Source organism: Legionella norrlandica (assembly GCF_000770585.1).
Classification (GTDB): domain Bacteria; phylum Pseudomonadota; class Gammaproteobacteria; order Legionellales; family Legionellaceae; genus Legionella; species Legionella norrlandica.
This window is the reverse complement of record NZ_JNCF01000003.1, coordinates 14,529-29,269: the sequence shown is the minus strand read 5'-3', so window position 1 is coordinate 29,269 and position 14,741 is coordinate 14,529. Positions and strand designations below refer to the sequence as shown.

Sequence of the window (14,741 nt, the reverse complement as noted above, 5' to 3'; positions counted from 1 at the left end):
ACTTATAATCCGCTCACTAAAGATGTAAACACATCGCCTCTATGATTAAAATCACGGAACATATCCAAACTAGCACAAGCGGGCGAGAGTAATACCACATCACCTGGTTTTGCGCAGGTTTTGGCAAGAGTAACTGCACCTTCCAAAGAAGAAGCTCGTACTATAGGAACCACTTTGGCTAAAGCAGATTCAATCTTATCTGCATCCTCACCAATTAAAACAATGGAACGCACAAACTCAGCAACTGGTTGAGCTAACTCTTGAAAATCCGCTCCCTTTCCCTGTCCACCCGCAATTAGAACAATTTTCCCTTGCATAGAGCCTCCTATTCCATTAATAGCAGAGATTGTAGCACCAATATTTGTTCCTTTCGAATCATTAATCCAATCTACACCATCAAGTTCTCTTACCCACTGACAACGATGAGGTAATCCTGAAAAAGTTCTTAAAACACTGAGGATGTGCTGCATAGGAATTCCTGCTGTTTCAGCTAAGGCGCATGCCGCAAGAGCATTTAGCCAGTTATGTACTCCCTTAATTAAAATGGAGCTAACAGGCAAAAGGCAATCACTTCCTCTAGCCAAATATATGGTGTTCTCGCGTTGGATTAGTCCCCAATTTACTTCTGCTGGAACATCTTTTCCAAAAGAAATACACTCCATGTCTGATTGATACAATTGCTGAGGGATGGTGTAGACATCTTCACGATTAAATAAAGCAGTCTTTGCACCGCGATAAATTCTTTGTTTTGCTTGTATATAAGCTTCTAAAGTGTGATGCCTGTCTAAATGATCAGGAGTCACATTTAAGATTGTTGCAACGATGGGAGATAAAGAATAGGTTAAATCCAGTTGGAAGCTCGATAATTCCAATACCCACAAGTCATATTGATGCTCATCGCCCAATAGATCCAAAACTGGAGTACCGATATTCCCAGCCACAGCCACGCGAAACCCAGCTGCCTTAGCCATTTCTCCTACCAAACTGGTCACAGTTGATTTACCATTAGTTCCAGTTATAGCAACCGCCGGGGCACTAATTTCTCGAGCCAAGCATTCTATATCACCATAAATCTCTACACCGACCTTACGCGCCTTTTTAAAAATGGGAATATCAAGCGCAAGACCTGGGCTCGTGATGACATCTGTCAATTGTGCAATTATTTCATCTGGGACATCTTGCAAATAAACCGGTACATTAGGAAATTCATTTTGAAATTCCGCTAAACCTGGTGCCTCTTTACGCGTATCAAACATAATAAATGATTTATTATTTCGCCTCAGGTACCTTGCTATAGAAAGACCGGTCTTACCTAAACCTGCTACCAAATATAAGGAATGATTCATGAATGCACCTTGCCTATCGTAATTTTAAAGTAGCCAATCCGCATAACACAAATACAACCGTCAAAATCCAAAATCTAACGACGACTTTAGGTTCTGCCACCTCATTCAAATGATGATGCAATGGGGCCATCCTAAATAATCTTTTTCCATGGGTATATTTAAAATATCCAACTTGTAATATGACTGAAAGCGTTTCAATTACAAACACTCCCCCCATAATGAGTAAAACGAGCTCTTGTCTCACTACGACGGCTACTATCCCCAATGCAGCACCCAATGCCAAAGAGCCTACATCACCCATAAATACCTGAGCGGGATAACTGTTGTACCAAAGGAAACCAAGCCCAGCTCCAACAATAGAGGAGCAAAAAATGGTTAACTCATCTGTATTAGGAACATAAGGTATCCCCAAATAATTGGAATACACCGCATTACTTGATGCGTAAGCAAATACCCCTAATGCCCCAGCAACCATGATAATTGGCATAATGGCCAAACCATCCAGTCCATCAGTCAAATTCACTGCATTACTACTTCCAACAATAACAAAATAAGCAAGTATTGGAAAGAAAATACCCAAATCCCAAACAACTGTTTTAAAGAAAGGAACTGTAAGTTGGGTGTGTACTGGAAGGCTAGCATTCCAGTATAGATAAACCACAGCAACTAGGGCAATAATTGACTGCCAAAAATACTTCCAACGCCCTGGCAAACCTTTACTATTTTTTAATACTAATTTACGATAATCATCAACCCAACCGACTAAGCCATTTGCCAAAGTAACTAAAAGCACCAACCACAAACTTGTTTGACTTAAATCACACCAAAGCAAACAACTCACCGTAATAGCCAATAAAATCAAAACCCCACCCATAGTAGGAGTCCCTGCTTTTGACAGATGTGTTTGTGGGCCGTCATCTCTAACCATTTGGCCTATTTGTAAACCCCTTAACCAACGAATCATTAATGGGCCACATAATAAACCAACTATCAGTGCCGTTAACGATGCTAAAATAGACCTGAAGGTCAAATATTGAAAAACTCTAAACGCATGGTATTGACCTTGCAATAACTGCGTTAACCAATAGAGCATAATTATTCCTCTTGTTTTTAGAATTACGATCAATTTTACCTATTGAGCATAATCCTTTGAATAGGGCAAAAAAGTGATCAAGCATATCATATTAGTACTGAGTCAATGAAGAAAATTTACATTAATTAGTGCTCTTGCTCCCAATCAGTTGATGCACAACTTTTTCCATTGCACTGGAACGAGACCCCTTTACCAGCACTGTAGTTCCAGGTGCCAAATCATCCTTTATTACTTGAACCAATTCCTCTTGGCTAAAAAAATGCTGTCCTCCCTCACCGAATGCCTGAGCCGCCAATTGACTGTGTGATCCACAACTCATTAGCTTGTCTATTCCAAACTGGCGAGCAGCTATCCCAACCTCCTGATGATGTTGTGTTGTCCAATCGCCCAATTCTCCCATATCACCAAATACAAAAATTCTCTTTCCTGGGCGTTCAGCTAATACTTCCAAAGCAGTTAAAACTGAGCGTAAATTAGCATTATAAGTATCATCTATCACAATGGATTGATTTCTTCCTGATAAAAAGGTCATACGACCTTTCACACCACAAAAATGTGCCAAGCCTCTCTGTATGTCTTTAATTGATATTCCCACGGCATAACAGCATGCAGCAGCGGCCAAAGCATTTCGTACATTATGTAAGCCAGGAACTTGTAGTTCAATTTCAGCTCTACCATTAGGTAATATTAATGAAAAGTGGGCTCGTCCATGGGTATCCATGCGTATATCTTGAGCATAAACATCGGCAGTATGAAGAGATGAAAAACGTAATACTTTTTTATCAGCAATCAAATGATCCCAAAAATGAGCGTAAGCATCATCATCATTGACTATAGCAATACCTGTTGGAGATAACCCCTGATGAATTTCCCCTTTGGCACGAGCAACCCCATCTATTGATCCAAACCCCTCTACATGTGCTGGGGCTATGTTATTAATTAAAGTAACGTCTGGCTGCACTATCTTTACCGTGTGAGCAATTTCACCCGGATGGTTTGCTCCGAGTTCAAACACCGCATAGCGATGTTCTCTATTCAAATCCAAAACACTTAAAGGAACCCCAATATGATTATTTAAGTTTCCTTTTGTAGCGTGCGAGGGTTGAGGTAAGATAGATGCAATCATTTCCTTAACCGTTGTTTTTCCATTGGAGCCCGTCAATGCGATGATTGGGCAAATCATTTCTTGCCGATGTACCGCTGCAATTTTAGCTAAGGCAATTAAAGGGCTGGCAACAATGAATTGAGGAATATGAACCCCTTCAATTTCCCTACTAGCCACTACAGCTAATGCACCTTTTGCTTCTGCCTCTTTAATAAAATCATGACCATCAAAACGATCTCCAACTATTGCAAAAAATAGGTTCCCTGGCCTTATTGTGCGGGTATCGATACAAATACCAGTTATATCAGCGTTGACCTGGCATACCTGAGAGAGAAGCGAAGCTATAGTAATTAAATTCATAATATTCTGAGATGTCCAAAAGGTTAGTGTACTAACACTCACACTCACTGTTCAAGATGGTACTAATAATAGATAAATAAGAAATATAACTAAAAGTCAAGAAATTTAAGATTTTATTTGAATATTCAGGCTATCCAATCTAAAAAAACTGTAACAATTACCTTTGTGGCGAAAGAGCAAATGCTGTCCGAAGTTTCAGCATAAGGCTTTCGAGATAGGGCTTTTGCCTTGTAACTGTTCACGCTGTATCGCCGGAATGCCATATTTGGCCGAACTGATCCAAAACGACAGAATCCTCACTGTCTCAATTTTGTGAGGTTCTCTCAAGGCAAACCCGCGTACGTAGGCGCTGGGAAGCAATTGTTGGCACTACGCTATTGCGCAGTTTTCAGTCAAGTGCCCAATTTTCAATAACCGGTGATAACGAGCAATACTTTCTTCAGTTAGAGGCTTACGCTGATCATCTAACAAATAAGCATCCATTCCTTCACTTAACTGCTTTGCAGTTTCCAGCATAATAGAAAAACGTTCTGCATTATTATTAGGATCATTTGAAATTGGCATAAATAAACACAAACCTCTTACGCTAAAGGCGCCAATATTCTGTAAATCAAAAACGCCAGTTGCTGTAGCCGCAGCCAAACTGCAAAGTATTGGGCCTTGGCCATTTGCCAACTGATGTCTATGAAACAAATATCCCTCACCAAACCGCAAACCTGCCGCTAAAACCGTTTGTAATAACTCATAACCGGCAAATTGGCGATTTTCTTTAGCCAGCAAAAACATCATAGCAGTAGATGGAGTAGCTCCTTTACTTGTTTCTACCTTTTCTTTTGATGTAAAACCCTCTTCCCGAGATACCAATTGAGGTTGGGTTGAGGTTTTTACAATTGGCTTTTTTGTTGATAATGCTTCTGTTTCATCCATCTTTTCAAAATCCAAAGAAGTCTCCCTATTGACCTTGCGAATAGCAATAATGTCATCATTATAAGACTGAGAATCATAGGAGTTATTATTTTTCTCCACTTGACCAAGAGAAGGGTGGCGGTTATCTTGATGCAAGCTCTGTCTTCTAGCTTTCATTAAACGGCCAATAGCAACCAGAACGCCAATTAACAACAGGACATTAAGAATTAAACTCCAATTTGCCTGCATAATTTACTCCATAGTCAAAGCTTGTTTCACATCAACTGCAACCAAACGAGACACTCCTGGCTCACGCATGGTCACCCCAATTAAATGATCAGCCAATTCCATAGTTACCTTGTTATGGGTAATAAACAGGAACTGTACGAATTGTGACATTTCTTTTACTAAATCACAAAACCGGCTTACATTTAAGTCATCTAAAGGTGCATCTACTTCATCTAACATACAAAATGGTGAAGGATTTAACTGAAAAATCGCAAACACCAATGCCACTGCAGTCATGGCTTTCTCACCACCGGACAATAAATGAATAGAACTATTTCGTTTTCCAGGTGGTTGGGCCATTACGACAATACCTGCTTCTAACAGATTATCACAAGTTAGTTCAAGCTGTGCCCTACCACCACCAAATAAACGTGGAAAAAGAGCTTTAAAAGAAGTATTCACTTCTTCAAAAGTATTTTCAAGTCGTACTCTCGTTTCATTATCCATCTTTTCAATCGCAGTTTCCAAGGTGGATAGTGCTTGGCTTAAATCATTATATTGCTCATCCAAATACACTTTTCGCTGCTGTTCGGCGGCAAATTCTTCTATTGCTGCCAGATTTATAGCGCCTAATCTTTTTATTTTCTCAGAAATTGCGATCAATTCATCTTCTTTCATGCCCTGAGTTACTCCAGTTGGAATACGCCCCAATAAAACCCGAGCTTGTAAATTCATTTCATCTAGAGATTCTTGTACTGAGCCAGCACGAACAGATAAAGCTTGTTCTTCCATTCGGGTCTGACTTATGACTTCCTGGATTCGCTTCAATTCTTGATCATAGTTTAAAATTAATTTCTCTTGCTCTTCAAGTTGCAACTTAATCTGGGATACTTTCTCTCGGCTCAATGTCAATTCCAACTCTATTTCACGATGTTTCATCAACAGCGTTTCTAACTGATTTTTAAGTTCAGTTTCAGGCGTCACTGACTGTAAATAAAGTTGAATTAATTCTTCTAAATGCGTTTGCACACGTTGCAAACGTTCTTTTTCTCTTCCTATTCTATCTGTTATTTGTTGTATTTTGCTAACTTCTCTATCGTGTTCTAATTCGACATGATGCAATAAAGCCCGAGTACTCTCTAATTGTTTATTTTGCTCAAGCTGTGCGTTATTCCATACACTTTTCTCATCCATAAATTGCTGATACCGCAACTCTGATGATTCATATTGATTCTTTAACTCATTTAATTTTTCACTACACTCCAACAGTTCTGCATTAAGTTCTTCAAGTAAGAGTTCCGCTTCTGCTTTCTCATTGGATATTATTTCTAATTGCTTTTCAGCATGAAAAACTGCCTGTTCCTTACTATTTATTGCAATGGTATTATTTTTTAATGCTTCGTTGCTGGAGTTTAAGTTCAACTGATGCCGCTTTATAAAATCCAAATTTTCTTTTATCTGAGCTTGATATCCGTCTCTAAGCAAACGAATCGCATCAATTTTGTTTTGCAAATCTTGCACACTAGAATTTAATTCAACAATTTTTTTCTGTCTGGCGAGGATTCCTGTTTCATCATACTCTGCAGGATGAGATAATTTTATCCACCCGTTACCTAACCAAATACCATTGACTGTTATAATGGATTCATGAGCTAATAAAGTAGGCAGCCAACTCATCGCTTCATCTAAATGCTCTGCGGCATAAATAGATTCAAGATAATTTTCTGTGGCAGGAATTAATCCTTGAATTTTATCAGCAAGGCAAGGACGCTCTCGTTGATTACCATCGAGAGTCCTCATTGTGACTGCACTCTCCCTTTGATTTTCATAAAGCAGCCACTGAGACCATAACTCAGAGAAATCTTCCAACACGTAGGCACATAGGTCATCCCCTAACACCATTTCGCATGCAGCCTGCCATTTTGGCTCCACTTGCAGAATGTCCATCAATCTTGGCTTATCTGACCACTCCATAATCCCTTCTTGATTCAGCTGGCTCCTTTGCTTTATTGCTTTTTGAGCAGCTTTTAATGCCGAAAGTTCGCTATTTAAGCGATGAAATTCATCTTGTAATGAATGAAGCTGTTGCTCGGTGTCTTGTAACTGATTGCGCAAAACCGACTGAGTTTCATTAACTTCTTCAAACTGTCCCTCATCAAACCGCTGTGTTTCTTTAAGCTTAATTTGTTTTTCTTGTAATTCGATTATGCTTTTTTGCATCTCAGCAAGAGAAATAGAGGATTGATCCAGGCTCAATTTTTCCAGTCTTAATATGGCCTGCTGCCGTTTCTGTTCTAGATGTTGTAATTTAGCTTGTGTCAGTTGGTACTCATTTTTAATGGTATTAGAATGAATTTGCACTTCTTGCCAAATTCTTTCCCATTGCACTTGCTCATTTTGCTTGTCATGCCATTGAGATTCTTTTTCTTTAAATTCCACATTTAGATGATGCAATCGCTCCTCTAACTGCTCAGCCTTGAGTTTAGAATTGAGCAACTCTTCATTGTCCAGTTTAAGCTGTTCTTCTATGAGTAAAGAATCTGCTCGCATCCGTTGCTTGTCAATTTCCAAGCGCTTCTTTTCTTTCTCCTGCTGTTGAATTGTTTCTTCCAGTCGTGCTATCTCAGTGCCTGAATGATAGAGTGAATCCTGAATTATTTGAGACTTATCGATAGCCTCTTGCAGTTGCTCATTTAAAATGATGCGTTCTTTGCTGGCATTGGTCAACAACCCTTGTTGTTGTTCATAATGTATGGTGTGCTCTTGCAACTCTCTTTGCTTCATTATTTGTTTTTCTGAATACTCTTGCCATTTAAGCGCCTGAATCTCGGCACGACATCCCTTTTCTTCCTCCTTTAACAAAATATAACGCTCAGCTGATTTCGCTTGACGCTCCAAGCGTTGCAAATGCTTATTTAATTCTTCTCTAATATCTGCGACGCGAGTTAAGTTATCACGTGTATGTTCAATGCGTTGTAAAGTTTCTCGGCGACGTTCCTTGTATTTTGAAACGCCTGCTGCCTCCTCCAGATATGCTCTTAAATCTTCTGGTTTTGCTTCAATTATCTGAGATATAGTACCTTGTCCGATAATTGAGTAACTTCGCGCACCGGCCCCAGTCCCTAAAAAAATATCAGTAATATCTTTGCGCCTGCACCGGCTCCCATTCAAATAATAAAGAGATTCGCCGTCTCGAGTGACTACTCGCTTCACAGAGATTTCATGATAACTGGTAAACGGACCACTTAATCTTCCCAAACTATTATCAAATATTAATTCAACAGAAGCCTGTCCTACAGGTTTTCGATTAGCAGAGCCATTAAAGATGACATCTGTCATGGATTCTCCACGAAGATTTTTGGCGGAGCTTTCTCCCATAACCCAACGAACTGCATCAATAATATTCGATTTACCACACCCATTAGGTCCCACTACAGCGACCAATTGACTCGGAAAATGAACAACTGATGGATCAACAAATGATTTAAAACCGGATAATTTTAATTGCTTCAAATGCATTTTGATTATGAATTGTAAAATACTAATCAACTAGTATAACGTAGGAAGCAAACTATGACTATTTTAATAGACATCTTACTTGCCGTTGTTCAAATCAATATGCTCAATTGACAAACAATTTTATCTCTTTATAATGCCAATTATTTTCAATAACCCTAGGTAAATAATGAAACAGCAATTCCATATATTGCCCAAATTTCTAATAATTCTCTGCCTTACCATTATTTTGTTTTCCCATTCCCATTCCGAACCCCCAAATCTTACTTTACTCAGGACAGAAGTAAAAAACTATTACAACTCAGGCTTGTATCATCATGAGTTAGAGCAGACTATCAAGTTAGCTCAGCAATATATAAATGAGCAATATTTGATTAATGAGCACAATAAATATCCTCAAAAACTTGCCATAGTGCTTGATATCGATGAAACCAGTCTATCTAACTACAATAAAATGGTAAAACGAGATTTTATGGGCAGTAAAGAGCAAATTCATAAAGAAATACTAGCTGCAGACTCTCCGGCTATAGAACCTATGCTAACACTCTATAAAAATGCTTTAAAACAAGGCATTAAGATATTCTTCGTCACAGGAAGACAAGAATCAGAACGTGAGGCTACTCGTATCAATTTAATCAAGGCCGGATATACTAAATGGTCTGGACTCTATTTACGACCTAGTAACTATTCGTTGCCTTCAATTATTCCTTTTAAATCAAAAGCCAGAGAAAAAATAGCGCAAAAAGGTTATACCATAATTGCAAGCATCGGTGACCAATACAGCGACATTAAGGGTGGCTTTGCCAAAAAGGGATTTAAACTTCCAAATCCATTTTATTACTTGCCTTAGTGAAGATATTTTGAAGCTTAATAATTAACGTGAGTTCTATATAGGCAAAATCGAGGTTTTTCTTATATTGAACTGGATTATTTTAAAATTAATTAAGTTATGTTTCTTTATGTGGGATATAGGTCGGATTATTTTGACCCCAACATTAGTGAATGATCACTTGTTGGGGTCAAATGACCCACTTATTTAAAAAAGAAGAAAGCCAGAATTTTTATTTAGATAAAATAATTAAGCAACGGCCTTTTCTTTCATACGAATTGCCATGACTTCCATAGCCAGGAATTTGATATAGTCGTAGGTAACATAATAATCCCCTTGATCTCCAGCAAACTTAGACCAGGAATTACGTAAAGTGAAAACCCCTCTATTAACATGACCTTCATCATCCATTACCTCAAGATCATCGTCGTATCCAGTAATAATCAATTCATGGCCAGCATAGATCATTCCATTCATTGCATCCAGCACGATGTCGGGTGTTAACATCCAGGTATCATGATAAGCGCGGTTATTACCAACAGCTCCAGCATCACCAACATAAACATCTAATAGCATGCCTACTGTTAAGCGGTTACCTTTCGCCAACTCTTCTTTTATTTGATATACAATCTGATCCATATCTGTTTTAGTGGAGAATGACTCTTCATCCTTTAAGATAGCTTCCCAACTAATTAAATTTGAAACTGGGATGCTATGAGCTCTGAATTCAGAATCAGACATAGGCTTGCCTTCGTTATTTTCATCTTCCAAAGGATATTCTCTAACACCAGCGCAACCATTTAATTTTTGATAATTCTGACTAATGATGCCGTATTCAGAAATTTGTTGCAAAACCCAGTATCCAAAAGAACCATTCCAACCACTGGCTGGCGCTTTGTCATGGATAGCCAGATAACTTCCCAATTCCAGATTACACAATTGACTAACATAATCACCTGCTCCTAAAGCAGCATTTATAGCTCCTGTCACCGCAAAAGTAACGCAGCTGCCATGATATCCTTGATCCAGAACTGGTGTTAATTGCATTCCTAATTTTACTTTTCTTGGTAATTCAGAAGAAAAACTGGCTGTATTTATTCCATTTTTAGGATATTCTGATAGTTGCTCATGTAAATAAGATTTTGCTTCCGTCGATAATTCGTATTGAGGTAGTTTAAATGTCAAATTCTTAGCAATGGCACTTGGATTTTTAGAAGTAATGTGCACATCCACTTCTCCTTTTTGTGTCAAAGGACCTGCAAAAGCTAATGAAGAAGATAAAGATAATACCGCTAAATTAATTAACTTGTTCATAAAATATATCCCTATAATTAACCCTCTTGCATCATATCAAGAGAGGAATTAAATGCAACAAAAAATTCCTCCCCTATTTTTTGGTATGTTATTGTAAGATGGTTTATTGCCTCATGTTAAAAAATAGATTCGCCAAGAAAATCCATCATTCATGGGGGCTTTCATTTGATGATTAGGTATAAACCTAGAAAAAGCAGTTAAAACCCGCTGCACAAACTAATGATACTAAACCTACTGGATTTATTTTGAATAGACCCTTACAAAAAGCTCCGCTTTTTAGCAGTAATGTTCGTTATCGACATAAAAGGCTTTTATGCCTTTTATGTCGAATCATGTTATTTACCGAGTTGTGCTCCAACAATTGGTTGATGACATTGAGGTAAATCAACATTAAAGTGCTGAAATATATTCATTCTGTTATGATAAAGTTGGCTGCCAACAATACCAAGTTCATCGCTGTTATTATAGCCAGTAACACGACCATCATCATAAAGATGGATAAATCTTGGTTCGCCGCTGGAGTTTTTTCCATGCATTACAAAACATTTCTTTGAATCATTTCGTGTAATGCCAGTTGCAAAATTATCACCTTGTGCATCTTTTAAAATAAATGCTTGCGGACTTCTTGATGCAAATATTGTTAATATATTTAAGGCTACTGTTTGTCTTTTTTCTGCTGGTTGACTAAATTCAGTAACAATATCTTTTAGAATTTCTTTCTGTCCCCTGCTTCCAACAGCGCCTCTGCCACTATGACAATATTCCAAGACCAATTCATTGAATTTACCTCTTTTTATATCAGGTAAATTGGAATCCAGTATTGTTGAAAGTACTTCTTTTAATCCAACAACAGGTTCTCTAGTGTACGGATTAATCCCACCATTGATATAAAGCAGATTCATAGAGCCATGTCTACCACCTTGTTCTTGCAATTTTCTGGCTATTTTCTCTAGCTCTTCGTTAAGAGTCGGCATAGGCGCTCCAAGTTAAAAATCTTTGTACGGTACATTTTTTTAAGATCGCCGCAGCGACGAAACAATCTAGAGATCTGGGTTGCTTCGCTACGCTCGTAAAGACGAGACTCTTGAAAAATCGCACCGTACAAAAGTTAAAAATTAATGACTTTATTATTCAATGTAATTTAATATAGTCTGGAAGCTATTATACCATATCATGAACCATAAAAAGAACGTTTTTCGATCAATTTGGCTTATATGTATTACTTTCTATGTTTTCCATTTCAGGTTCTTGGGATTTAATTTGTCGCAATTGAGACTTGAAAACTACTGTGGGTTGTACTTGAGATTCTTTTAGAATTTGTTGATGTTTCTCGATTTTATCGAGAGATATTATGACATCATTCATACTATCCCGCAACATGGGAAATTTTTTTTCAATGTCAACGTTTGTTTTAATGGACTCAAGTATATTATTTGCCGCCTGCCTAATGTCTGCAGATGATGATGCTGGGTCAAGAAGTTTGTTCAAATCGCTTTTTATTGGTGTAATCATAACATCTACAGGTTTGCCAGCAATCGATGCCACCCATATACGCTTTCCTGCCAAATTCGCATTAAGTTTCTCCTGCTCTTGAGCAATGATTTCTTTTGAATCATAAATTCCATGTACGACTTTTAGATCAGCGACTACTGCGGCATATTCTTGCAACATAGAATTGATCACATCAAATCTTTCTTTTGGATACGTTGTTGGCGTCGTTTTATAAAGCTCTGCGAGAGTGGTCAACGCAATTTCTAAAAATTTGTCTTGTTGGTTGATATTAAGCGCTTCTGATTCATTCACAATCATTACCAACTTTTCCATTATCTCCTTTTGAATCTGATTAAGGGTATCCGAAAAAAAATATGGTGTAAAATATCCGGAGCTTTGGTAGATTTCATTTTTAATATAATTTCTTAAGGAATCACGTATATCATTCATACGAGTTGAATTATGGAGCAATACATTTTCAGAGTGAATACAGACTACTTCAATATGACTCACCCCCGAAACGTCTTTGGTGATATCAATTGGAATTATAGCAATATCATCAGGTATCCTTGATATAAATTCTTCTTCATTGGCAAATTTTGATATGTTAGCTACGTTATAAAAATCTGCTAACTGCTCTGGGTTTTTAATGTGGATGACTACCCCCGATTTCGTTGCAAAATCAGACGTGACTTGTAAATCGGTAGAGGTGCTAGCAATTTTTTTTCCCACAATATCCACAACATTAATTTCGGCCAGCTCCTCTGGTGAAAGAGTAGTTAGCTTGCCTTGAGTTTGCAGCTCTTTTGTTCGCTCGAATTTTTTGACAAAATTATCCAATCCAAAACTTTGTCCACGATACAGCTCATCTGGCGTTTGCTGTACTTCAAATTTCCGTTTATTTAAACCAGCTTTGTGTATTGCTACATTTAATAAAAGAGCTAATTTTTTTTCGCTATCGGTAGTAGTTGTAGGATCATTATACCCACCAACAATAGCATTTAATTTTTTATAAAATGGGCTGTCTTCTGTGTACATTCTTAGTAGTACATCTCCAAAATTAGGCTCTTTTCCTTTTTCTGCTATTAGATCCTTTTTACATCGGTTATACAAATTGGATAAAACAATTTTTTCACCATCTTTTTGAAATTCAATGTTTGTTTTTTTTAAAACCCCTTCAATAGACCGCAAAAAATTATCATCTAAATTGTTTGCTACTAAGGTTAGTTGACCACGTCGTGTCATATTTTCAATTGATTCAACCGAGATTGAAGGCAACATACTAATCTGATTCTCAGGTTGCCCTAACACAAGAAGTAATTTTTGTATAGTTTGCTTAACTGCTATTTCTTCTTCCGCAAATTGCTTAGGCGGTAACGTGTATTTGGACAGAATTAATGTTTCTAAATCTTCACGAATTTTATCTTTGGAACTAGGCATGATAGTGGCTCGTGACATAACTCAATATAAGTATAGCTTCAATCTGAAATATTTTTGCTCAAGCCTCACCTTGCTGAGTTAGGAATTGAAAGAAGGAGTTCTGTCGCAACAATAAGTTACAATTGTGACACGAAGAAATTCTAGATGAGCTTATAGCGACAAGCCCGTAAATTATTCAAAGCAAGTAAATCTAAATTAAGAAAACAAGCAACTTGACTTGAGTTCAGATATAATAGCTCTGATTTTAAAAAAGAGGATATAAATATGCGTACTCTATTATCGTATTTCCTGATTGCTTTGCTGTCATTTGGATTAATTATCAATGAAGCTGCCGCTAAGCGTTTTGGTGGTGGACGAAGTTTTGGGGTGCAGCGCTCCCAAAGCAGCCTTTTCTCATCTAATAAAACATACAACACCTCTTCAATCGGGCAAAAAGTCAATAAAAGCAGATGGGGAGGAATGCTAGGTGGTCTTTTAGTGGGTGGATTATTAGCTAGTCTCTTTATGGGGCATGGCTTGGCTAATGGGCTTATTAGCTGGTTAATTCTTGGTTCAATTATCTTCTTTATAGTGAGTTTTTTACGCCGAAGAATGCAACCAGGTATGCAATCAGCCCAATCAGGTGCATTTCGCCAAAATCCATTTCAACAATTTACTCAACCTTTCACCAATAATGGAAACAGCAACAGTTTTCCTTTTTCTCAACAAGAGACAAATTTTGATACAGACAATTTTATTCGTAATGCAAAGATTACTTTTATACGTTTGCAAGCTGCTTATGATCAAAAAAATCTGCATGATTTACAAACCTTTACCGTACCTGAAGTATTTGCAGAAATCAAAATGCAGCTGGATGAACGCGGTGATGCTCCCAACCAAACCGAAGTTATCTCACTTGATGCTAAATTACTTGATGTATCAAAGCAATCCCGTTCAACCATAGCAAGTGTACATTTTACCGGCACAATAAAAGAAAATGGCGAAATCTCTACTCTTGATGAGATTTGGCACTTCCGCCAATTTGATGATAACAGAGAATGGCTGGTAGGAGGCATCCAGCAAGAAGTATTTCAACCCTAGGTAAGTTTGGGTCGTTTTGACCCACAACTTACG

General features: G+C 37.7%; 10 protein-coding genes. 2 read left to right on the top strand and 8 right to left on the bottom strand.

Going from position 1 to position 14,741, the window contains the following annotated elements:
• Nucleotides 1-2: 2 nt before the first annotated feature.
• The 5 genes from murD to smc form a co-directional block, all read right to left on the bottom strand.
• Nucleotides 3-1,346 carry a UDP-N-acetylmuramoyl-L-alanine--D-glutamate ligase gene (gene murD, locus OK13_RS01280; RefSeq protein ID WP_035886876.1) on the bottom strand — a complete coding sequence of 448 codons (1,344 nt, stop codon included), beginning with the start codon at nt 1,344-1,346 and terminating at the stop codon, nt 3-5.
• A gap of 13 nt (nt 1,347-1,359) precedes the next feature.
• Nucleotides 1,360-2,439 (bottom strand): phospho-N-acetylmuramoyl-pentapeptide-transferase, encoded by a 1,080-nt coding sequence (gene mraY / locus OK13_RS01275; protein ID WP_035886875.1) that lies wholly within the window; start codon nt 2,437-2,439, stop codon nt 1,360-1,362.
• Nucleotides 2,440-2,560: 121 nt separating this feature from the next.
• Nucleotides 2,561-3,904 (bottom strand): UDP-N-acetylmuramoyl-tripeptide--D-alanyl-D-alanine ligase, encoded by a 1,344-nt coding sequence (locus OK13_RS01270; RefSeq protein WP_035886874.1) that lies wholly within the window; start codon nt 3,902-3,904, stop codon nt 2,561-2,563.
• A 369-nt stretch (nt 3,905-4,273) separates the two neighbouring features.
• A complete protein-coding gene (locus tag OK13_RS01265; protein ID WP_035886873.1) occupies nt 4,274-5,059 on the bottom strand; it encodes a cell division protein ZipA C-terminal FtsZ-binding domain-containing protein in 786 nt (261 codons plus the stop codon).
• Nucleotides 5,060-5,062: 3 nt separating this feature from the next.
• Entirely contained in the window at nt 5,063-8,557 is a 3,495-nt protein-coding gene (gene smc / locus OK13_RS01260) for a chromosome segregation protein SMC (RefSeq protein ID WP_035886872.1), read from the bottom strand.
• Between the two features lie 166 nt (nt 8,558-8,723).
• On the opposite strand from smc, the gene OK13_RS01255 reads away from it, so the two are divergent.
• Nucleotides 8,724-9,404, top strand: coding sequence for an HAD family acid phosphatase (locus OK13_RS01255; RefSeq protein WP_035886870.1), 681 nt, complete (start codon nt 8,724-8,726; stop codon nt 9,402-9,404).
• Nucleotides 9,405-9,632: 228 nt separating this feature from the next.
• On the opposite strand, the gene OK13_RS01250 is transcribed toward OK13_RS01255, so the two are convergent.
• The 3 genes from OK13_RS01250 to OK13_RS01240 form a co-directional block, all read right to left on the bottom strand.
• Complete coding sequence (locus OK13_RS01250) at nt 9,633-10,697, bottom strand: C1 family peptidase (protein WP_035886864.1); 1,065 nt, start codon at nt 10,695-10,697, stop codon at nt 9,633-9,635.
• Between the two features lie 335 nt (nt 10,698-11,032).
• Nucleotides 11,033-11,671, bottom strand: coding sequence for a hypothetical protein (locus OK13_RS01245; protein WP_035886862.1), 639 nt, complete (start codon nt 11,669-11,671; stop codon nt 11,033-11,035).
• Nucleotides 11,672-11,897: 226 nt separating this feature from the next.
• Nucleotides 11,898-13,628, bottom strand: a complete 1,731-nt coding sequence (locus OK13_RS01240; protein WP_035886860.1) for a hypothetical protein — start codon at nt 13,626-13,628, stop codon at nt 11,898-11,900.
• Between the two features lie 264 nt (nt 13,629-13,892).
• Between OK13_RS01240 and OK13_RS01235 the strand changes: the two genes are divergently transcribed.
• Nucleotides 13,893-14,708 (top strand): Tim44 domain-containing protein, encoded by an 816-nt coding sequence (locus OK13_RS01235; RefSeq protein WP_035886858.1) that lies wholly within the window; start codon nt 13,893-13,895, stop codon nt 14,706-14,708.
• Nucleotides 14,709-14,741: the final 33 nt, after the last annotated feature.

Bases quoted from the DNA above. Each gene is read 5' to 3' on its own strand.
- OK13_RS01245 (WP_035886862.1), bottom strand. From the start codon at position 11,671: ATGCCGACTCTTAACGAAGAGCTAGAGAAAATAGCCAGAAAATTGCAA.
- OK13_RS01265 (WP_035886873.1), bottom strand. From the start codon at position 5,059: ATGCAGGCAAATTGGAGTTTAATTCTTAATGTCCTGTTGTTAATTGGC.
- OK13_RS01270 (WP_035886874.1), bottom strand. From the start codon at position 3,904: ATGAATTTAATTACTATAGCTTCGCTTCTCTCTCAGGTATGCCAGGTC.
- smc (WP_035886872.1), bottom strand. From the start codon at position 8,557: ATGCATTTGAAGCAATTAAAATTATCCGGTTTTAAATCATTTGTTGAT.
- murD (WP_035886876.1), bottom strand. From the start codon at position 1,346: ATGAATCATTCCTTATATTTGGTAGCAGGTTTAGGTAAGACCGGTCTT.
- OK13_RS01240 (WP_035886860.1), bottom strand. From the start codon at position 13,628: ATGCCTAGTTCCAAAGATAAAATTCGTGAAGATTTAGAAACATTAATT.
- OK13_RS01250 (WP_035886864.1), bottom strand. From the start codon at position 10,697: ATGAACAAGTTAATTAATTTAGCGGTATTATCTTTATCTTCTTCATTA.
- mraY (WP_035886875.1), bottom strand. From the start codon at position 2,439: ATGCTCTATTGGTTAACGCAGTTATTGCAAGGTCAATACCATGCGTTT.
- OK13_RS01235 (WP_035886858.1), top strand. From the start codon at position 13,893: ATGCGTACTCTATTATCGTATTTCCTGATTGCTTTGCTGTCATTTGGA.
- OK13_RS01255 (WP_035886870.1), top strand. From the start codon at position 8,724: ATGAAACAGCAATTCCATATATTGCCCAAATTTCTAATAATTCTCTGC.